Here is a 20,568-nt window from a genome sequence, read left to right as displayed (position 1 = left end):
GAAGATGAGATATATATACACCGTTCTAGTCTTAATGTTAATCATTAGCTGCACAAAAGACTTTGAAGAAATTAATACGAATACAAACGCACCGGTAACAGTGCAACCTAGTTTATTGCTTAGGCAAGTAATCTATGATTATGGGGAACAAATGTCTTATGAAGGTTTTACGGCAGGCAATCTTTTAGGACAATATAGTACTGCTCTTGATTTCAATCTATTTGATAGACATGATTTAAAATCACCTCAACTAGGAGGTAATCCTTGGCCTATATTCTATCAAAATCTAAGAGACAATGAGATCATATTGAATTTATCTCAAGAAAATACTGCCTTTGCGGTCTATGAAGGTCCTGCAAGAATAATGAAAGCCTACATGGCAGCAGGGTTAACAGATTTATTTGGAGATGTTCCTTATTCTGAAGCATTTAAAGGTGATACAGAAACCGTTACTCCGGTCTACGATTCTCAAGAATCTATTTACATGGATGAAAATGGTGTTTTTGATAACCTTGATAAAGGTATTGCTGCTATAGAAAACTATACAGGTACAATTGCACTAGACGGTGATATTCTATTCAATGGAGATTTAGAGGGATGGATTCGTTTTGCAAACTCGCTAAAGATTAAATATCTAATGCGAGTTTCGAGCAAAATAAATGTTGCCGCCCAATTACAAATCATAGTTGCCGAAGGTAATTTCATTGATGATAATAGTGAAAATGCCATTTTCAACTTTACCGATGGAGAACCAAATAATTTTAGGTTAGCCAGATTAAGAATAGGTGATTTCAACAATTACGTACTTTCTGAAACAATGGACGAAATATTGACCGACTTAAATGACCCGCGTATTAATCGTCTTTACCGCCCATTTGCAAATAGTTCAGATAACGGATACAACGGACTCTTAAATGGAATAGATGCCTCTGCCGGAGTTTCCTTAGCCGATTATTCCTTATTAGGAACAATTTTTAGAGAGAATACAGGGTTGTTAGACGCCAATTTCATGACAAGCATGGAAACACATTTCCTTTTGGCTGAAGCTGCACAAAAAGGGCTTATAACAGCCGATACAGAAACGTTATATAACACAGGGGTAACTCAAGCTTTTGATTACTGGCAAGTTGACCTACCTGCGGATTATTTAACGGTTGATGCTGCACTGAACGATGGTAACACATTGGAAAATATTATCACTCAGAAATGGATTGCAAATAGCATAAACGGCTATGAAGGTTGGGTAGAATATAGAAGAACCGGTTTCCCGCAATTGAAAACGATATCGGCTAGTTTAAATAACAATTTAATTCCGATTCGCATGCCCTATCCTTCTGAAGAAGAAGCATTAAATAGTGTCAATTATAACACTGCTTCAAACAATACGGAAGGTAATAGTATAAATGTGCCTGTTTGGTGGGATGAGCAATAGTTAGGAGTTAGGAAAATAAAATAATTATGACTGAAGTGAAAATATGGCAATGGGGATTAATAATAGCATCTAGTTTGGTGTTGTTTTTCCTTTCCCCATGGGCAAAAGACACTAACCAGTTTTTTAAGGCAGTCCAAAAAAAGAAGGCGCCCAATACATTTATGTTGATGGGTAGCTTAATCATCTCTTGGATTTTTGCAAAGAGCATTACTAATGCTGCAAATTTAGGATTAGATTTTGGTATCGTTGGTGGCGTAGCTTATGCAGGGTATTATTTGTCTTTTGCAGTTGCGGGTATCGTCATTTATAAAATGAGGCTACATGGTAAATACACCAGTATACATCATTTTCTATCGTCTAAGTTTGGTAAAACAGCAGTTACCATCTTTTCTATTCTTATAGCATTCCGGTTATTCAATGAAGTGTGGAGTAACACTATGGTCATAGGTTCTTATTTTGGAGATATGGGTACTAGTGCCTACTATTGGTCAATATTAGTGTTTACAGCCTTGACCTTGGCTTATGTTTTAAAAGGAGGTATGAGTAGTTCAATTTTTACCGATGTTGTCCAAATGGGGCTCTTTTCAATACTTTTAGCGGTAATATTGTTCACAATTTTTGGGAAGGAAACAGATTTATCTGTAACTGAAGTTGCAAGTACTGGGATATGGTCATTTGAAACAGGTCTTAATTTACTGTTTGCAGCGCTACTTCAATCTTTCAGCTATCCCTTTCATGATCCGGTTTTGACGGATAGAGGATTTATCAGCAGTCCAAAGGTTACACTAAAGAGTTTTTTATGGGCAAGCGTACTGGGTGCCATCTGTATAATCCTATTCAGTATTATTGGTGTTTACGCACAATCTCAAGGAATGCAAGGGCAGGCAGCTGTACAAGTTGGGAAAGCCTTTGGAACTATAATATTGTTGGTCATCAATTTTATTATGATTACTTCCGCAGCCTCTACATTAGATTCTACTTTTTCCTCATTCTCTAAACTATTAGCTCTAGACTTAAATTTAGGAAACACTTTAAAATTCGGTCGTTGGTCTATGGTTGCTATTGCAGTGTTAGGTACAATTCCTGTTTTTTTAGATGCAGAGATATTATCTGCTACTACCATTAGCGGAACTATGGTCATAGGCTTGACCCCTATTTTTATTTTTTGGAAAGACAAAGCACCTAAAATCAGTTTTCATTTAAGTGTTTTTGTCGGATTGTTATTTGGCTTCCTTTTAATATTTAATTGGTTTCCAGAAAATATGATATTTACTACTGGCAAATACGCCAGTTTACTCTGGATTAATTTTTGGGGCATCATCTGTTGCCTATTCGTTTATATAATACCTACATGGATAAAGAAATAAAACATATTGGTGTAAAGGAAGGAAAGCTTTTGCTTTTTGGAGGGGTTTATAGCAACCTACAAGCTTTGGAAAAGTTAATATTTATAGCTGAGGAGGCTGGGGTAAAACCAGAGAACTGTATAAGTACCGGCGATTTAACCGGTTACTGTGCACAACCTGAAGAAACTATTCAATTGTTTCAAAAATGGGGTGCATTAAGCATTGCAGGTAATGTAGAACTACAACTAGCTAGTGACAGTGAAGACTGTGGATGCGATTTTAAAAGTGGTAGCCGTTGCGATGATTTTTCAAAAATGTGGTTTCCGTATACGAAAGGACATTTATCGCAACAATCTTTAGATTGGATGAAAGAAATACCAGAGTACATCAGTTTTGATTATGCTGGTAAAAAAGTAACCGTTGTCCATGGAAACTATGGAAATACTTCTGAATTTATATTCAAGTCAAATGCCACCGAAAGTAAAGAACGATGTTTTGATGAGACTAAAAGTGATATCATCATAGCAGGTCATTGCGGGCTACCATTTCATCAATCTATAAAAGATAAGCTATGGCTAAACCCTGGCGTAATTGGTATGCCAGCAAATGATGGTACAAATAGAGTTTGGTATATGCTTTTGGATGTTATTAATGGCGAAGTAAGCTTCACACATCAATCATTTGAATACGATGCCGAAACAGCGCAAAAATTAATGTATAAAAATCATTTACCTGAAGCCTATGGAGACACGCTTACTTCTGGTATTTGGGATAACATGGAAATTCTCCCAGAAATAGAAAAAATGGGGCAGGGAATTCCGATTCATTTTAACCAAGAACAAAAAGATTCAATAAAACCTAAAACACAAAAAAAGATGGCAAATACGTACTACGATCCAGCAGATTTAAGAAAATTCGGAAAAATTACAGAGTGGAGCGAAGAATTAGGAACAAAATTTTTCGATTATTATGGTAAGGTTTTCGAAGAAGGCGCACTAAGTGCTAGAGAAAAGTCTCTAATTGCACTAGCTGTATCTCATGTTGTTAAATGTCCGTACTGTATTGATGCCTATACCAAAGACGGATTACAAAAGGGAATAACAAAAGAAGAAATGATGGAGGCTGTACATGTTGGGGCTGCAATTGAAAGTGGAGCAACATTGGTTCATGGTGTACAAATGATGAATAAGTATAATAAATTGTCCATGTAGTTTGGTTGATAGTTGTTCGTTGTCGGTTGTTAGTTATTTTCTACATCGCCTTAGAACAATTTTGATATTAAAGAAGAAATAGAAATTGCTATCTATTAAAAGGAAATTAAAATAGGTTGAATTGTTTTTAGGTTCGTAATAAAACGAACAACAGACAACCATCAACCAACAACAAAAAAAGAATGGCTACAAAATCATTAAAAGCTAAAGGGAACGATTTAGCAGTTTCCAATAAACAATTAGAAATACTAAACGGAGGAATCTTCGCTGATGGCGAATTGCCCTATTTTAAGGATAAAATTGCCGAGATAGGACATTTTCCTTTACGTCCAAAAAAGTTGGAAATTTTGCAAATTAATGTTGGTTACATGTGTAATCAAGTTTGCGAACATTGCCATGTAGATGCTGGTCCCGATCGTAAAGAGATTATGACTCGTGAAACTATGCAACAATGCTTAGAGGTCATAAAAAATACAGGAGCCCACACTTTAGATTTAACTGGTGGAGCACCAGAAATGAATCCGGATTTTGAATGGTTTGTAGAAGAAGCTGCTAAAGCTGGAATCAAAGATTTTATTGTTCGTTCTAACTTAACTATTATAAGGGCAAACAAGAAATACTATCACTTACCAGATTTCTTTAAAAAGCATAACGTCCACATTATTTCTTCAATGCCACATTATACCCGTGGTAAAACGGATAAACAAAGAGGAGACGGAGTTTTTGATAAGTCGATAAAGGCATTGCAAGAATTGAATGAAAGAGGGTATGGTATGCCAGGTAGCGATTTAAAGTTGGATTTGGTTTACAACCCATCAGGCGCTTATTTACCAGGTGACCAAGTAGCAATGGAAAAAGATTTCAAAAAAGCCCTAAAGGAAGATTTTGATATTCAATTCCACAGTCTTTTTGCTATTACCAACTTACCTATTGCACGTTTCTTAGATTATTTGATAGCCTCAGAGAATTATGAAGATTATATGTATGCGCTGGTTGAAGCATACAACCCTTCTGCCGTAGCAAATGTAATGTGTACAAACACTATTTCCATTAGTTGGGACGGATGGTTGTATGACTGTGATTTTAATCAGATGTTAGACTTAAAAGTAGCTAGCAAGGTCAAGCACATTAAAGACTACAATGAAGATTTATTAAACGATAGAAATATTATTATTTCACAACATTGTTATGGTTGTACGGCAGGTGCAGGTAGTAGCTGCCAAGGTACTGTTGCTTAACACCATTTGAAGCTTTAATTATTTAACCGCTAGATGCTTTACATCTGGCGGTTTTTATTTAAAACACCCTCCAAATTTAATAAAATAACGAAAAAGTAACTGACCGTTTAGTTTGTAAACGGCTTTAAAAACATTGCCATACACCATTATATAGTACGTTTATCGAAAAAAAATGCATCTAGTCTAGAAATATTAAAGCTTATTATAAATCGGAAGTTCTATATACAGACCATATGGTCGGATTTACCCAAATCTCAATATTATGAACAAGAGCCTAAAACGCATGGCAACCATGCAACGTTTACAGACTACCGGATTAGAATTGTTTTATGCCAAAGGGTATTACGATACCAGTGTAGATGATATTCTAAAAAAATTAGAATTATCTAAAAAGGTATTTTAAAAAGACAACCCTTTAATTAAATCTATTCCTTGAACATATTTAGAATTTCGTGAAACCCTATATTCAAATTCTTGAGAAATCCCTCTGGCCTCTCCGTCATCGTTAAGATTATATTTTAACTCCAACACCACAATATCATCTTCAATACGTCTTTCAGAAGCAACGTAATTAGTGTAATAAGGATCATAAAACCTTTGATGAAAATCTAATGTAATTCTAAATTTTTTACAATCAGACAAGAAATACCGTCTTTCGTAAGAGTTGAAAAGAGTGGGTTGTAATTGTTGTAATCGATTTTTTAAAACCAAATTATCTTCAATCTTTTCAGTAATTATTTCCACCAAATTGTAAATGTTAACAGATTTTATATCTAAAACTAAATCATCTAATCTGTGGGTTATCTTATCCCCTACTTCTCCAAATTTTTTTTTAATTTCAATAGCTGACTTATCTACTACAGAAAAATTATCGCCATACCATCTCAATCTAAATTTTTCGCGATTACCTATACCTGAAACATTTTGCTTATAAAAGTTGTAATTATAATCATCGAAATAAACATTGTTGACTCTACGTTTTTCAAATATCTCTTTAAAACCATAACTATTGGAAAAAAGATTTTGTACTAAATCTTCCAAATAAGCACTGGAACAAATGTATTTACGTTCATATCTTAGATTATCCTCTGAAAGTATTGACGATTTTGCGGTATTACTTACTACTTTTTCCATACTCGTTGCCATACATTTTATCAATTACTTTAGAAGATTTGGTTTCTACTAATTTACCCTCTATGCTTAATTCAGAATTTTCTTCAATTAAATGATCTAACGTATTATCAATTAAAGTTAAATTAGTAAGACTGATAGTGCCAGGTCCATATTCACTTTTCTTTTGAAAGCTAGAAATCGCTAATTTTGAATCTGTGATATTCACGTTATCAAGTTCTATAATTGACAAATCTTTACTCACCACTCCAATTTCCCCACCTACAATTTTCACTTGTCCTCCAGTCAATTTACTACCTTCTCCAATACTTATGGCTTTATCAGAAGCATTTGTAACGACTACATTCTTAATTTCCAATGAAGAACCTGAAACATCAATACCATCATTCCCACTATTTAAAAAAGAACAGTTTTCTAGTTTTCCTGTAACAAAATCACCGTCAAAGGCATCAGAAAAGGTATTCTTAAAATTGACCGACCCTAAATAGAAATCTGATCTTATAATATTCAATCCATCCTCACACCTATTATTTTCAAAAGTTGAGTTTGTAATTCGAACATTCGCTTCATTAAAATTTACTGCTCCAGATAGGCTCCAATCCATAACATTTGGGTTAGAAAGATTGCTAAAATGACAAAAATCTAAAATAGAAATTTGGTCACAATTGGAAACAAAAATCCCATTCCCTGTACCGTCCGAAGATTTAAATGTAATAGGATCAGTCTTGGTTCCTTTGCAAATCATAGGGGAATAAGATAATAATGAAGCTTTATTTGACAAATCTAAACTAAAGCCTTTCTCAATTTGAACGGTATACCCAGAAGGAATACGAATTATTTTATTTGTTTTATAAGTACCCGATTTAAATACTATATTTTTTTCATTTTCATTAACAGTGATAAATTCAAATAAACTTAAGTCCGAAAATTGATTATACTTTTTTACAAAATCAGCATCCTCTTCCTTATATGGTATTATATTTACGAAGTCATTATGTTTTGAACCAAGAATATTAAAATCCAAATGTATTTTACTAACATCCTTTGGGTAACGAAATTCTCCTTTTTTATTCTTTTTAGAAACAAAAGCATTTATAAAAGAACTCTTCAATGGAATTGAAACAATTTTCTTCTCATCTGGCAAAATAATACTATTTTGAATTTGATTTGAGAGAATTGTTCCTTTAAATGTTTTTAAGGAATTGATGGTAATTGGATAATTAGAAATATTATAAACCCTTAACACCATCTCATTTGAAGTGTGATTGTATAGATGCGTGATCACAGCATCTGAGGGGTGAATCTGCTTTTTAATAAAGTTGCTGTTATGCTCTAGTATAGACCTATCAAAATTAATGTCAAATTCAGTGTTTAGATTAACTATTAATGAATTTAACTCATTATAATTTGAATTAAGTAAATTGTTAATAAATTCACTACTGCTAACCAACTCTAACTTTTCTACTAATTTCTGTTTATATAGGTCATCATTTTCATAAAAAATATAATTTCTTATATAATCTATTTTAGTTCCAGAATTAGAGTCATAAGATACTGGTTCCAATTTATTTGTAACAGGGTTATAATATATTCTTAAGTTATGCCAAATTAAACCATGATGACCTCCAAACAAATTTGACAAAGCAACATAGAAAGTTAGCTTATCAAGATCAAACACCTCTGAAATTTTCAATTCTCCTTTTCTCAAACCATTCAATAAATTTTTTGCAATATTAAATTGTTTTCTTAAAATTGGGGAAGAAAGTACTTTTGACTCATTAAAAACAGAGATAGGAGCATTATCGATTAAAGACAAATCTGAATCTATAGTAGAACTAGGTAAATTTAACTCTCTTTGTTTACTTCTATCTGCCCACAATAAAGATTCATCAAAATTTAAAATTATACCTTCTCTTCTTTTGTTGTTTTCAATTAAATACTTATCAAAGGATTCTTCAATTGCCATTATACCCATGATTTTATTGACCGTAGTATTCTTTTTTGCTATTTTCAAATCAACATTTATAAAATCATATCGCAAGCCAACTAAATCATTATCCTTCATTGATTTATTAAATAACCACTCCCACACATAGTTTCGTGCCTTTGGTTGCTGAATAGAGAATTTTCGCATTCCAAAAAAAGTATTCTCATCTTCCAATTTAACTTTAAACGACCATTTGACAGAATCAGTTAAATGATCTGTCCAATCTCCTTTTAAACGCAATTCAGATTTTAATCTACCAATGTGTTTAGAGGAAATAGTAGCTTTAACAAAATCACTATCTTCGGAAGTTAAAATCCCTATTTCTAATGCAGATTTTCTTTTGTCGCTTAATTTGTCATAATCTTTCTCCTTTAATGTTAATACGATGTTTTCTAGATTATTTAATCTATTTGATAATGGAATATTGTTAATTTTAAGTTTACTCAAACCATATGACCTTCCGGAAATTCCTTTTTTGAAACGCCCAGTGTTTATATAATCTATATTATCAAGTGTCATTAATTTATGTTCAAATAATCTTTTGAATACAAAATAAGTCTTCCCGTTTATAGTTGTTTCCACAGGTTTGGTATAAAAATCCAAATTGATAAATTTACCTTTCCCAGATTTTGCCCATTCCTTATTATCTTTTAGATAAATATGTAGAAAAAATTTATCACCTAATTGTCTTGATGTCAGTGGCGCGTTATATACATAATATAAATTGGTTCTACCAAATTCATTGATGAGATGTATGGAACAGATTGAATCTTTATGAATATTATTTATGTCATTAACTATAATCTTATTTATGCTGAATGCGTCTTTTAAAACAGTAGGAGACATAAAATCACTTACATTGTTTTCAGTCTTTTTCGTTACCTTTTCTTTATTAAAAGCTAATTGTAAGGAAAAGAGAATTAATGGGATAAGGAGTAATAATGGAATAGCAAATTTGAAAGATTTTCTATTATTTTGTATTCTCATAGCAATTTTTTAAAATTTATATAAGGGAAGTAGAAAGACATTAATTTTTCTCTCATATTTAAATGCCACTATCAATAAAAGTAATATTAATATCCGCATCTAAATTTTTTAGTTCTTTTGCTATAACTTGTAATCCTTCTAAATTTGACAGATTAATTAAAAAATTAACATCAAAATTTTCTTTGGTAATATTAAGTCTTTTCATTTCTAGCTGTGTAGTATGCATAGACAAAACTGAGCTAATTTCATCTATAATTTCATTTCCGTTTTTGTCTGTTGTAGATAAGCTTAAAATTAAATTTTGAGAAATAGAATCACTTAATTTATTTTTTTTCATTAAAACTATAACTAAAGCAAGTAATACAAAACCAGTAAATGTTGGTAAAAATTGATTAGCCCCCATTCCAAGACCTACAGCTATTGAAATAAAGAAAAAGCCCAATTCTTCAGGTTCCTTTATAGCGGTTCTAAAACGAACTATGGACAAAGCCCCTACCAAACCCAACGAAAGGGCTAAGGAAGATTTTACAATTGATATAATAATAAAGGTGGTTACACCAACTAATATAAAAACACGTGATAATTGTTCTCTATTAGAAATAGAATTTCCGTATTTTACATATAATTTAGAAAGGATAAAAAGTAGAATAATCGCAATTATAATATTTAATAAAAAAGTGAGAATTGAAAAATTTTCTTGGGAGTTTAATTCAAATTGACTGAGTAATTCATTCATAATTGTATAGAATCTGGTTGTTAGTTAATTTACAAAGTTAATACTTACTAATGGTTTTGAAAGAATATATTTACAAAGTGCAAGGTCGACTTGTTTCATAAAGCCTATAAATTGGTTTAACATTAAACCTCTAAAACCTAAGAATGAAAATTTATCCAAGGGTGAAACTTGGGCATCTAGTCATATTCTTGTTACTAGCATTAAAACTTTTTTAATTATCCAAATCTCTGAATAAATAAAACTTATTTTTTAGTATACTTATAAAAAATCCAAGACAAACTTCTGTATAAAAATTATTTGGTTAAACAAATTTAAAAGTATTCCCGATTTTTCCATTTGAAACAGCTTATGTTTAATAATCTAAATATACACCTAGCGAAGTAATTATTTTTTTTAAATAAGCTATTGATGCCGAGATAATATAACTTTTCATACTTTTTTAAAATCAATTCAAAAAAAACTGACATTCTAAAAGATTGGTAACTCAAAACTACTTCTTAATAACTTTATTCTTATTTAGTTGATATTCATTTATTGCAATTTTCAAAATATCAAGGGCATTATTTTTTTCTCCAAACCCATTTGAAATCATTTTATTTGGACCTTTATAATTAGAAAACCATAATTCTATAATTTCTGTAATACCGTTATATTTTTCATCCAATTCAGCAATATTATTGACCTTATAAAATGTTGAATTTTCCGCTATTGCTATTAATTTATCATCTTTTTCTCCCCTATCTAACAAATACAATACACCAATTATCTTACACTTAACAATACTTGCTCTTTCAATGCTAGACCCTAAAACAATAATATCAAGGGGGTCTCCATCACCTCCATTCTCCTTTGAAAGTAAGGTTCTTGGAATCATTCCATAATTACCTGGATATCCTAAATATTCAACTATCCGCGGTTTATCGTCAACTAATTCCCATTCTATTTTTCCATTTGATTTATTAAGTTCCCATTTATCCACTGTTCCAGCAGGAATTTCAATTATTGCGTTTACATCACCATCTTCAAAAATGGGAGAAACATCTGTTAATAAATTTACTGTATCTATTTCTGTTTTTATTTTATACGTTGAAGTGTCTAATTTCCTATTTTGACTTTGTTGAAGACAGGCATTCATTAAAAACAAAACAGCGACTAAAACAAATACTAAGAGTTTTCTCTTCATAAAATAAAATTTTTTAAACTAAAATTTAATAACAAAACAACTACATTAAAATCTAAAGATTACTTAATACATAATTCACCCATTATGATTCTCTGAAATACAAAATCTTATAAAACTAAGTAACACATAATATCTCTTGAAAAAAGTGAAATTAAGAAAAGTGTTTTACTTCAAGTGAAATGTTTTAATTTTTCTTAATTGAACTTAAATAATACAAACCCGCCTAAGTAAAATTGTTTAAAGCCATAAAAAGTAATAAATGTTGAAGGGTGAAAAAATATGCTCATCAACAATTGATCAAGGCTTAATTTTAAAAAAACAATTTATTAAAAACCTATTCTCAAACTGACCACTTAGTTTGTTAAGTAGTGTAAAAAGGATGTTAAACACCTATAAAATGTACGTTTATCGAAAAAAAATGCATCTAGTCTAGAAATATTAAAGCTTATTATAAATCGGAAGTTCTATATACAGACCATATGGTCGGATTTACCCCAATCTCAATATTATGAACAAGAGCCTAAAACGCATGGCAACCATGCAACGTTTACAGACTACCGGATTAGAATTGTTTTATGCCAAAGGGTATTACGATACCAGTGTAGATGATATTCTAAAAAAACTAGAATTATCTAAAGGTGCATTTTATTATCATTTTGATTCTAAAGAAGACTTTTTCATACAGATCATTCAAAATTTATTGGCACGTAAAATTTACAGCACTTTAATAGAACCTATTGAAGGTCACGATAATCCACTAACCTTGATAACAAAATGTTTTGACGATGCTATGGAAACCGCAGTTCATAATGAACTTGATTATGGTTGTATTCTTAGTAACTTCTTAACTGAATTTAATGGCAAGAATGAGGTAATCATGCGTCACTTAAACGAAATTGTTACTGTTTGGGAAGTAAATCTGGTTACGGCATTACAAAAAGGAAAGTTCAATGGGTATTTAGATCGTCATGTAGATTGCGAAGCAGCAGCTACTTTTTTAATGAGCTCTTATTTTGGAGTAAGAACTTTAATGACAAGTGCAGCACCATCAGCTAAAAAATATCGATTTATGTCTCAGTTGCGTCAGTACTTTAAGAGTATAGAATCAAAAGTTATATCTTAAATATTACTATTTAAAACCTCTATTACTTTTGCAACAACAGTTTCTGGTGAAATGGTTTCCATGACATTTTCATAACCCTCAGGATATTTATTGCCGTAAATGGATGTAGGTATCGCAGGATATTTATTTCTATCGGATAGTAGCGCATTCTCTTTAGGTTGACTAAAGGGGTAAAAACCGGCATAGGGGTGGGTAATTCCCCAAATAGTTAAGGTTGGCACTCCGTACATAGCCGCTAAATGGGCGTTACCACTATCCATTGCCAACATCAGTTTTAAGTTTGAAATTAAATTAAGTTCATCAGAAAATGATAATATTCCCGCTGCTTTGTGGCAATTATTATATTGCTGTTCCCACGTATTAAGTACTTCTATTTCCTTTTTCCCACCTCCAAACAAAACAATATTATACTTATCAGTATTATTCAAGATTTTTATCACCTTTTCCATTAATGGCAACGGATACATTTTACCCTGAAACGCGGCAAAAGGGGCAATTCCGATTAGCATCATTCCCTTAGTAACATTTAAATCAAATAACGTTTCAGGAATAGGTTTAGAAGATAGAAACCCCATTTCATTAGTAGCAATTGGATATCCTAACTTATTAAATACATCTGCATAACGTTCAAAAGTAGATGTAAGTGGTTGTAGTGAAACCCTATTAGGATTAATCAATTCTTTCTTTTCAGCTCTTCCTTTATCAATTTGAATAAATGGAATTGATGAAAATCTGAAAAACTGTTTTAGGATAGTACTACGCAATACATTGTGTAAATCTGCAACAACATCAGCATCAAGTGATTTCAATTCACGATAGAGCCTCCAAAGTCCCTTAAAACCCTTGTGCTTACCTTTTACATCAGCTTTAAAAACAGAAACGTTTGGTATATCTGCAAATATTGGTGCTGTAAATGATTTTGTTAGAACGGTAATTTTAATCTGAGGATACTTCTTTATAACACCTAAAATAACAGGAACAGTCATAGCAACATCACCCATAGCGGATAATCTAATAACCAGAATGTGGGTAGAATTATTTATTGCCACGAAGGATGGGATTTAGTTCCTCATCATTATACATCTTCATTTGCTTATAAACCTTCATATACTTAGTACCATTTTCAATATCGCTAAGTAATTGATCGATAGCCAAGGAAAGATCTTTTTTTTGTTCCAATAGAATATTCAACTTTGCCTGACATTTCTCTTTATGCTCCATTGAAGCATCTACTCTAGTTGCCTCCTCTTTCATATGATAAACCTTCAATGCCAAAATAGATAGGCGATCAATTGCCCAAGCAGGACTTTCAGTATTAATAGTAGCTGACGGTTTTATCTCTACCGACTTATATTTATTTAGAAAATAACTATCGATAAATTCTACCAAATCTGTTCTATCTTGATTACTAGCATCAATCTTTCGTTTAAGAACTAACGCATCATTAGGGTTGATATCAGGATTTCTAATGATATCTTCATAATGCCATTGTACAGTATCAATCCAATTCTTTCTGTATAACAGATGTTCTATATCATCTTTAGAATAAGGATTTTCAAAATTTTGATACACATCATCTTTAATGTGATATTTTTCAATACTAGTATTAAATATATTAAATGCGAATTCGCTAAACATAGAGTCCTTTTTTACAAAGATAAAGTTTAAAGAGGAAACCTATAGTTTGGTTACAAAAACTATAATTGGCACAACAATACTAGAAATAAGTACTAGTTCTAGAAACTTAGGCTTTTTAATAGACTCCAGATAATTTACGATAAAAATCACTGAAGGAAAAAATGTAATCATAACCGCATTGTTATTATCTGAAGTAACTAGAATATTAACTACGAGTCCAATTACAAAAGAAAAAGCTATTAATCTCATTATAATGACCTTGCCTACCCCAGATTTACTTAAATGTATAAATGTTGAAAATGCTAGTGCCATATTTAATATAGCAAACAATGACATTTTTAAGCTAGACCACCATTTTATAGGGAATATAGCATCATAATTTATAGCAAAATCATAATGCTTTTGTATGAAATATGGTTTATCTAAAAATATTAATATACCATAGAGTATTAAAATGAAACAAACCCCAACAGATATAATTACCAGCCAATTTCTAATGTTTTTAGGTTCGTAAATATAAATAGCCGCAAAAACTAAAAGTAAATAAAGTAGTGCCCATTCATAAAAAATACTTGAAATACAGATCCAAAGACCAGCATCAAAAATTTTAAGTTTTATATTTTTTAAAGATTTAATACTTAACAACCGCCTCATGGCAAGCAATAAGAAGAAACTTGTAAAGATAGCTTTGTTATCGCCTAAAGTTTCTGGAAAAACTACAAAGAGTAGTGTAAAATAAAGAATGGCAAAAGAATTGGATCCAGTTAGTTTATTACGTTTAACTACAAAATCAACGATAAAAACACTGAATAAAAGAATAGCTAAAACACCTATTGAAGGCACTAATTCTACCTCGCTAAACGTTGAATCTAGTAGATAAAATTGAACTGACCAGTAGAATAGAAACAAAAAAACCAGAAGAATGATGAAATTCACCGGTTTTGTTTTCTCAAAAATGCTTGAAATCATCTAAGCTTTTTATATTTTTGCTGGTAAATATAGTAATAAGATGAAATCATTTTTTGAAGGAATTGCAGATTTGTTCGTAAATGTTCTATTTGCACCGTTAGATTTTTTACGTTTTGCCGATAGCTGGGCTTTGGCAAATATCCTTAATTGGATATTTATGTTAATTGGTTCTGTAGCATTCGTTTATTGGATGCTTGAATTAAAGAAGTATAACGATGAAGGAGTAGAAGATAAATCAAGTACTTCTCATTCATACTTATAATTATAAAGTTGAATCTTATCGACTTTAAGAGTTTTAAAGTCGATAAGATTCATTTTACCTAAAGATCAAATCCCAAGTCTTTTCTATAATTCATTCCTTCAAAGGAAAGTTTTTCTACATTTATATACGATTGCGCAAGTGCCGATTTAAAATCCGTACCAAAAGAAGTAATTGCCATTACCCTACCTCCGTTAGTTACTACTTTACCATCTTTTAAAGTTGTGCCCGCGTGAAAAATTAAAGAATCTTTAATGGATTCAATTCCTTTTATTTCCTTTCCTTTTTCATAAGACCCAGGATAACCCCCAGAAACGGTCATTACTGTTGTTGCCGTCCTATCGTCTAACTTTAAATCAATATTAGATAATGTTTGATTAGCTACCGCTTTTAGCAGTTCAACCATATCGTTTTGAATACGGGGAAGTACAACTTCAGTTTCTGGATCGCCCATTCTAACATTATACTCGATAACTTTAGGATCTTCACCTACTTTAATCAATCCGATGAAAATAAAACCTTTATAAGGCATATTATCCTTTTTAAGACCCTCTACGGTAGGTTTAACGATTCTCTGTTCTATCTTGTCCATAAAAGCTTTATCAGCGAATGGAACGGGTGAAATAGCCCCCATACCTCCCGTATTTAGTCCGGTATCCCCTTCGCCTATTCTTTTGTAATCCTTTGCCGTTGGTAAAACTTTATAACTATCACCATCGGTTAGTACAAAAACACTTAGTTCTATACCGTCAAGAAACTCTTCAATAACTACAGTTGCACTTGCAGCTCCAAACTTCTCATCAACCAACATTGACTTAAGCTCTATTTTTGCTTCATTAAGGTCATTAAGAATTACCACACCTTTACCTGCAGCTAATCCATCAGCTTTTAAAACAAATGGAGGATTAAGTTCTTCCAAAAATTTAAATCCGTCTTCTACGGTTTCGGATGTGAAGCTTTTATATTGAGCAGTAGGAATATGATGTCTCATCATAAACTCCTTTGCAAATTCTTTACTCCCCTCTAGTGTTGCTGCTAATTTTTCTGGACCAATAACTGCAATAGTTTTTAATTCTTGATCATTCAGAAAGAAATCATGAATTCCATTTACCAAAGGATCTTCTGGTCCTACAAAAACAAGTTCTATATTTTCTTCTAACACTAATTTTTTAATAGCATCAAAATCGTTTACACCAATTGGTATATTTATTGCGATTTTTTCTGTACCAGCATTTCCTGGTGCAACAAAAAGTTTCGATAATTTATTACTCTGTGCCAATTTCCAAGCAAAAGTATGCTCGCGACCTCCTGATCCTAGAATTAAAATATTCATTTTATTAATTTTTGCAAAAATACTTCTTGCTCTTTTAAATTTTTATTTAGTAGAGAAATCTCTATGCTCTTTCCTCTGTAAGTCTTCTGGTGACAACGATTTGAAATAATCGTATACGATTTTTAATCCTTCATTTCTATGCACTTTTGGCTCCCATCCTAAAATTTCCTTCGCTTTGGTGATATCAGGTTGACGTTGTGTAGGGTCATCCTGAGGAAGCGGCTTATATATTACCTTCTGTTTAGTCCCAGTTAAAGCAATAATCTCCTCAGCAAATTCTTTAATAGTTGTTTCGTGTGGATTTCCAATATTAATAGGGTCAGTGTAATCGCTAAATAATAAACGGTATATTCCTTCTACTTGATCATCTATATAACAAAAAGATCTACTTTGAGAACCATCACCAAAAACCGTTAAATCTTCACCACGTAGCGCTTGCCCCATAAATGCTGGTACTACCCGTCCGTCATTTAAACGCATTCTAGAGCCATATGTGTTAAAAATACGTACAATTCGAGTATCTAGTCCATGATGTCTATGATAAGCCATTGTGATAGACTCCATGAAGCGTTTAGCCTCGTCATAAACCCCACGAGGACCAATAGGATTTACATTACCAAAATATTCCTCATTTTGAGGATGAACTAATGGATCACCATAAACTTCGGAAGTTGAAGCAACCAAAATTCTAGCCCCTTTTTCTTTCGCCAAGCCTAGAAGGTTTAGCGTCCCTAAGGATCCAACTTTTAAGGTTTTAATTGGAATTTTTAAATAATCAATAGGGCTAGCTGGCGAGGCAAAATGTAAAATATAATCAAGTTTACCAGATACATGTACAAATTTTGTTACATCATGATGGTGAAATTCAAAATTTGAAAGCGAAAATAAATGAGAGATATTATTTAAATCTCCTGTAATCAAGTTATCCATTGCAATGACATGGAAACCTTCATCTATAAAACGATCACACAAATGAGAACCTAAAAAGCCAGCGGCACCTGTAATTAATATTTTTTTCATAATAATTCTAGTAGGCTTTTTCTTCTCCCTTAAATAGATTTGTAACAGTTTGAATAATAATACCTAAATCCAATAACAAAGACCAGTTTTCTAGGTAGAAAATGTCATATTTAACTCTATTGATTATATCTGTATCTGCTTCTATTTCTCCTCTAAACCCACTTACTTGAGCCAAGCCAGTTATACCCGGTTTAACACTATGTCGTAGCATATACCTATTAGCTTTCTTCATATATACTTCAGAGAGGGATACCATATGAGGCCTAGGTCCAACAACAGACATCTGACCAAAGAATACGTTGTAAAACTGTGGCATTTCGTCTAAACTAGTTTTTCTGATAAATTTTCCAATTTTGGTAACTCGCATATCGTTCTTCGTAACATGCAGTGCATCATTACCACGGTTAACTGCCATCGACCTATATTTAAAACAATAAAACTCCCGATTATCCAAACCATGCCTTTTTTGTAAGAACAAAGTAGGACCCTTAGACTCCAATTTGATTAAGATAGCCATTAATGGCGTTAACCATGACAACACTAATAATATAACCAATGAAGAAAAGATGATGTCAAAGAATCTTTTGATAAAAGCATTAATCGGGTCATGCAAAGCTATCTTTCTCAAGGATAGAATTGGAATATAATCGTAATACTCGTACTTTAAATTTCTTGCAAAAATATCTTTATTATCTGGTATAAACTTTAACGTTCTTAGGTTGTTTTCTGCAAAATTAACAAGATTTGTTATTTGATCATTAGATAACTCAGCCACAGAAAAATAAATTTCATCAATATTATTTTCAACAACATATTCCAAACATTTCATCAAGGAAAAATCCTTATCTCTAACAGAGAATTTAGCCTTAAAATTTAACCCATAATCCAATTTTGTCTGAAAAATCTTTATAAGCTGCCTTGTTTTCGCATTATCACCTATTACAATAACACTTCTACCATTGCCCTTTAACAAAACCCGAAATTTCTTTAAAAGAAAAAATGCCAAATATTTAAAGAGAAAAACTACAACAGTAACATAAACAACATAACTTGCTAATGCTAGTCTTCCAACCTCAGGTTGTTTAAAAAAGCCCATATATGCATATAAGACAATTATAAACAATAAAATCTGTCTTATTAAGAGGGAAAATAACTGAATAACTCTTGCTTGTCTCTCAACATTATAAAATTCATTTTTTAATGATATGATTATCCAAGCAATAATTACATACCCAATAAATACATAATAGTTGACTAATTTAATTTCAAATAAAAAAACGCCAAATACTAATATTGTCAAATCAACTAATGACATTAATGGCTTAATTAATTTAGACCATCTACCTTTTTTATATTTCAAGCCGAAAAATTATTTTTAAAAATTACTTTACAAATTAAATGATTTTGATTCGAAACAACTATGTTATTTGAACTTTTAAACAATTATAGCATTAACGAATACTCTAATAACTAATATTCCTAATGTTTTAAGCAATATCATTATGTAAAAAATCACATGTATTGGCAATTCTCATATGCAATTATAAAAGAACAAAAACATCCATATATCAAATACGCTAATTGAATTTAATCCAATTTAATATCACTATACTGGTCATAAAAAAATTACATTTGTTTTCAACTATAATTAATTTGGGAAAATATAGAATCATTAATTTTTTATGAACTTTAAAAAAAAGAGCTTATTTCTAAATTTTAGCGGTTACACAATTATAAATCTTTTAAACTCCCTCACTCCATTTATAATTTTACCAATACTAACTTGGAATTTGAGTTCAAATGATATTGGAGTAATTGACTTATTCACAACATCTACCTTTTTTCTTACTCCTATTATTGGTTTATGTATTATTCAATCTATTAGTAAATTATACTTTACCATAGAAAATAGAAAGAAATACATTTCTGTTGTTTTCACATGTATTCTAATTCTAGGCGTAGGATCAACACTCTTGTCTATACTCGGCACATATACATTCAATATTTTCGACCTTAATACCGATAAAAAACAATTAGTGATATTAATTGTTTTTTATGTATTCTTAAACTTAATAATCGAAGGGTTTTTAATTTTAAAAAGAAATGAAGAAAACTTGAAACAATTTGCCATAATAAGGTTAAGTAAGGCAGGTTTAGATATTATATTATCAATCATTTTCTTGTCACTATACAATAATTATAATGTAAGGATATTTTCACTTTTTTCTTCTTCTTTCTTATCAGCATTATTCATTGGCTATCTGTTATTAAAAGATAAGAGCATTACTTTTTTAGTAGACAAAAAGTTACTGAATAAAATATTGATTTATTCATCACCGCTAATTTTACACACTTTTTTCAATAACATTTTAAATTACGCAGATCGCTATTTCATAAACGATTATCTTGGAACAGCGCAATTAGGCAAATATTCTGTCATTTATCAACTATGCATGGTAATGAGTTTATTAATTACTTCATTTTCAATGGCATGGACTCCATATTTTATGAAAAACATGGCGATAGACAAAAAAGGATTCATGATAATTTTCAACAAAACATTTAAATACTATTCACTATCAATTTTAATATTTGGTATAATTATTTATTTTATTATGCCCCTTATTTACAAATTTTATGTTGGAGAAGATTATAAAGTTGAAAATACTATTTATTTAGCTCTATTATCGGGCTACTTTTTTCAAGGTTTATATAGATTTAAAGTAAATCAACTATTTTTTGAAGAAAAAACAGGTTGGATAGCTAGTCTATCTTTCATAAGCGCTTTAATCAATATCATTTTAAATTTTTATCTTATTCCTAAATGGGGATTATTTGGTGCAGCTTTTGCCACCTTAGTTTCATATATAGTACTCTACACAATATTGGAGCTATTATTATCGAAAATTCTAAATGACGACCTTTAAATATTCTTAAATCAAGAATACTGATTTGTTCAGATTTACTAACAGTAA

18 protein-coding genes and 1 pseudogene are annotated in these 20,568 nt (G+C 31.2%); 9 read left to right on the top strand and 10 right to left on the bottom strand.

All coding sequences use genetic code 11. The features are described from left to right. Positions 1-4: 4 nt before the first annotated feature. From BM296_RS04000 to BM296_RS03975, 6 genes and pseudogenes are all read left to right on the top strand, one after another. Positions 5-1,432 (top strand): SusD/RagB family nutrient-binding outer membrane lipoprotein, encoded by a 1,428-nt coding sequence (locus tag BM296_RS04000; protein ID WP_091901616.1) that lies wholly within the window; start codon positions 5-7, stop codon positions 1,430-1,432. A gap of 26 nt (positions 1,433-1,458) precedes the next feature. Next, positions 1,459-2,799 (top strand): SLC5/6 family protein, encoded by a 1,341-nt coding sequence (locus BM296_RS03995; RefSeq protein WP_091901614.1) that lies wholly within the window; start codon positions 1,459-1,461, stop codon positions 2,797-2,799. Next, positions 2,784-3,413, top strand: a pseudogene (locus BM296_RS03990) (metallophosphoesterase family protein); the annotation flags it as partial. The gene BM296_RS03995 and the pseudogene BM296_RS03990, both read left to right, overlap by 16 nt. Before the next feature lie 240 nt (positions 3,414-3,653). Continuing rightward, a complete protein-coding gene (locus BM296_RS03985; protein ID WP_081819435.1) occupies positions 3,654-3,989 on the top strand; it encodes an arsenosugar biosynthesis-associated peroxidase-like protein in 336 nt (111 codons plus the stop codon). Between the two features lie 182 nt (positions 3,990-4,171). Beyond that, positions 4,172-5,227, top strand: a complete 1,056-nt coding sequence (gene arsS / locus BM296_RS03980; RefSeq protein ID WP_091901612.1) for an arsenosugar biosynthesis radical SAM (seleno)protein ArsS — start codon at positions 4,172-4,174, stop codon at positions 5,225-5,227. 262 nt (positions 5,228-5,489) lie between these two features. Further along, positions 5,490-5,630 (top strand): TetR/AcrR family transcriptional regulator, encoded by a 141-nt coding sequence (locus BM296_RS03975; RefSeq protein ID WP_245786961.1) that lies wholly within the window; start codon positions 5,490-5,492, stop codon positions 5,628-5,630. On the opposite strand, the gene BM296_RS03970 is transcribed toward BM296_RS03975, so the two are convergent. The 4 genes from BM296_RS03970 to BM296_RS03955 all read right to left on the bottom strand — a co-directional run bounded on the left by BM296_RS03970 (position 5,627) and on the right by BM296_RS03955 (position 11,251). After that, positions 5,627-6,361, bottom strand: coding sequence for a polyphosphate polymerase domain-containing protein (locus tag BM296_RS03970; RefSeq protein ID WP_177214915.1), 735 nt, complete (start codon positions 6,359-6,361; stop codon positions 5,627-5,629). The genes BM296_RS03975 and BM296_RS03970 overlap by 4 nt on opposite strands. Then, entirely contained in the window at positions 6,342-9,332 is a 2,991-nt protein-coding gene (locus BM296_RS03965) for a right-handed parallel beta-helix repeat-containing protein (protein WP_091901608.1), read from the bottom strand. The genes BM296_RS03970 and BM296_RS03965 overlap by 20 nt, the downstream gene beginning before the upstream one ends. 58 nt (positions 9,333-9,390) lie before the next feature. Continuing rightward, entirely contained in the window at positions 9,391-10,068 is a 678-nt protein-coding gene (locus BM296_RS03960) for a DUF4956 domain-containing protein (RefSeq protein ID WP_091901606.1), read from the bottom strand. A 490-nt stretch (positions 10,069-10,558) separates the two neighbouring features. After that, entirely contained in the window at positions 10,559-11,251 is a 693-nt protein-coding gene (locus BM296_RS03955; protein ID WP_027065459.1) for an inorganic diphosphatase, read from the bottom strand. Positions 11,252-11,759: 508 nt separating this feature from the next. Here BM296_RS03955 and BM296_RS03950 point away from each other — a divergent pair. Further along, entirely contained in the window at positions 11,760-12,374 is a 615-nt protein-coding gene (locus BM296_RS03950; protein WP_091901603.1) for a TetR/AcrR family transcriptional regulator, read from the top strand. Here BM296_RS03950 and BM296_RS03945 read toward each other — a convergent pair. The 3 genes from BM296_RS03945 to BM296_RS03935 are packed head-to-tail and all read right to left on the bottom strand — an operon-like array spanning position 12,371 to position 14,981. Further along, a complete protein-coding gene (locus tag BM296_RS03945; RefSeq protein WP_317041473.1) occupies positions 12,371-13,423 on the bottom strand; it encodes a glycosyltransferase family 9 protein in 1,053 nt (350 codons plus the stop codon). The genes BM296_RS03950 and BM296_RS03945 overlap by 4 nt on opposite strands. Then, positions 13,410-14,012 carry a DUF4254 domain-containing protein gene (locus BM296_RS03940; RefSeq protein ID WP_091901599.1) on the bottom strand — a complete coding sequence of 201 codons (603 nt, stop codon included), beginning with the start codon at positions 14,010-14,012 and terminating at the stop codon, positions 13,410-13,412. Before BM296_RS03940 ends, BM296_RS03945 begins: the two co-directional genes overlap by 14 nt. Before the next feature lie 39 nt (positions 14,013-14,051). Next, on the bottom strand, positions 14,052-14,981 hold the full coding sequence (locus BM296_RS03935; protein WP_091901597.1) for a DUF6427 family protein: 930 nt from the start codon (positions 14,979-14,981) through the stop codon (positions 14,052-14,054). A gap of 40 nt (positions 14,982-15,021) precedes the next feature. Between BM296_RS03935 and BM296_RS03930 the strand changes: the two genes are divergently transcribed. Next, positions 15,022-15,243, top strand: coding sequence for a DUF6341 family protein (locus BM296_RS03930; protein WP_027065464.1), 222 nt, complete (start codon positions 15,022-15,024; stop codon positions 15,241-15,243). Positions 15,244-15,301: 58 nt separating this feature from the next. Here the strand turns inward: BM296_RS03930 and purD are convergent, their stop codons facing one another. From purD to BM296_RS03915, 3 genes are read right to left on the bottom strand one after another with little or no spacing between them, the layout of a single operon-like run. Continuing rightward, complete coding sequence (purD, locus tag BM296_RS03925) at positions 15,302-16,573, bottom strand: phosphoribosylamine--glycine ligase (RefSeq protein ID WP_091901595.1); 1,272 nt, start codon at positions 16,571-16,573, stop codon at positions 15,302-15,304. A gap of 42 nt (positions 16,574-16,615) precedes the next feature. After that, positions 16,616-17,593, bottom strand: a complete 978-nt coding sequence (locus BM296_RS03920) for a UDP-glucuronic acid decarboxylase family protein (RefSeq protein ID WP_091901593.1) — start codon at positions 17,591-17,593, stop codon at positions 16,616-16,618. 7 nt (positions 17,594-17,600) lie between these two features. After that, positions 17,601-18,953, bottom strand: a complete 1,353-nt coding sequence (locus BM296_RS03915) for an exopolysaccharide biosynthesis polyprenyl glycosylphosphotransferase (protein ID WP_091901591.1) — start codon at positions 18,951-18,953, stop codon at positions 17,601-17,603. Between the two features lie 322 nt (positions 18,954-19,275). Between BM296_RS03915 and BM296_RS03910 the strand changes: the two genes are divergently transcribed. Beyond that, the gene (locus BM296_RS03910) at positions 19,276-20,520 is read left to right on the top strand and encodes a lipopolysaccharide biosynthesis protein (protein ID WP_091901589.1); all 1,245 of its coding nucleotides are present in this window, start codon (positions 19,276-19,278) and stop codon (positions 20,518-20,520) included. The last annotated feature ends 48 nt before the right edge of the window (positions 20,521-20,568 follow it).

Origin of the sequence: Maribacter stanieri (assembly GCF_900112245.1) — a bacterium.
GTDB lineage: Bacteria > Bacteroidota > Bacteroidia > Flavobacteriales > Flavobacteriaceae > Maribacter > Maribacter stanieri.
Note: the sequence above shows the minus strand (reverse complement) of the source record. Positions and strands in the feature narration are given on the sequence as shown.

Excerpts from the sequence above, each read along its gene's own strand:
- BM296_RS04000 (WP_091901616.1), top strand. The coding sequence starts at position 5 with ATGAGATATATATACACCGTTCTAGTCTTAATGTTAATCATTAGCTGC.
- BM296_RS03995 (WP_091901614.1), top strand. The coding sequence starts at position 1,459 with ATGACTGAAGTGAAAATATGGCAATGGGGATTAATAATAGCATCTAGT.
- BM296_RS03985 (WP_081819435.1), top strand. The coding sequence starts at position 3,654 with ATGGCAAATACGTACTACGATCCAGCAGATTTAAGAAAATTCGGAAAA.
- arsS (WP_091901612.1), top strand. The coding sequence starts at position 4,172 with ATGGCTACAAAATCATTAAAAGCTAAAGGGAACGATTTAGCAGTTTCC.
- BM296_RS03975 (WP_245786961.1), top strand. The coding sequence starts at position 5,490 with ATGAACAAGAGCCTAAAACGCATGGCAACCATGCAACGTTTACAGACT.
- BM296_RS03970 (WP_177214915.1), bottom strand. The coding sequence starts at position 6,361 with ATGGAAAAAGTAGTAAGTAATACCGCAAAATCGTCAATACTTTCAGAG.
- BM296_RS03965 (WP_091901608.1), bottom strand. The coding sequence starts at position 9,332 with ATGAGAATACAAAATAATAGAAAATCTTTCAAATTTGCTATTCCATTA.
- BM296_RS03960 (WP_091901606.1), bottom strand. The coding sequence starts at position 10,068 with ATGAATGAATTACTCAGTCAATTTGAATTAAACTCCCAAGAAAATTTT.
- BM296_RS03955 (WP_027065459.1), bottom strand. The coding sequence starts at position 11,251 with ATGAAGAGAAAACTCTTAGTATTTGTTTTAGTCGCTGTTTTGTTTTTA.
- BM296_RS03950 (WP_091901603.1), top strand. The coding sequence starts at position 11,760 with ATGAACAAGAGCCTAAAACGCATGGCAACCATGCAACGTTTACAGACT.
- BM296_RS03940 (WP_091901599.1), bottom strand. The coding sequence starts at position 14,012 with ATGTTTAGCGAATTCGCATTTAATATATTTAATACTAGTATTGAAAAA.
- BM296_RS03935 (WP_091901597.1), bottom strand. The coding sequence starts at position 14,981 with ATGATTTCAAGCATTTTTGAGAAAACAAAACCGGTGAATTTCATCATT.
- BM296_RS03930 (WP_027065464.1), top strand. The coding sequence starts at position 15,022 with ATGAAATCATTTTTTGAAGGAATTGCAGATTTGTTCGTAAATGTTCTA.
- purD (WP_091901595.1), bottom strand. The coding sequence starts at position 16,573 with ATGAATATTTTAATTCTAGGATCAGGAGGTCGCGAGCATACTTTTGCT.
- BM296_RS03920 (WP_091901593.1), bottom strand. The coding sequence starts at position 17,593 with ATGAAAAAAATATTAATTACAGGTGCCGCTGGCTTTTTAGGTTCTCAT.
- BM296_RS03910 (WP_091901589.1), top strand. The coding sequence starts at position 19,276 with ATGAACTTTAAAAAAAAGAGCTTATTTCTAAATTTTAGCGGTTACACA.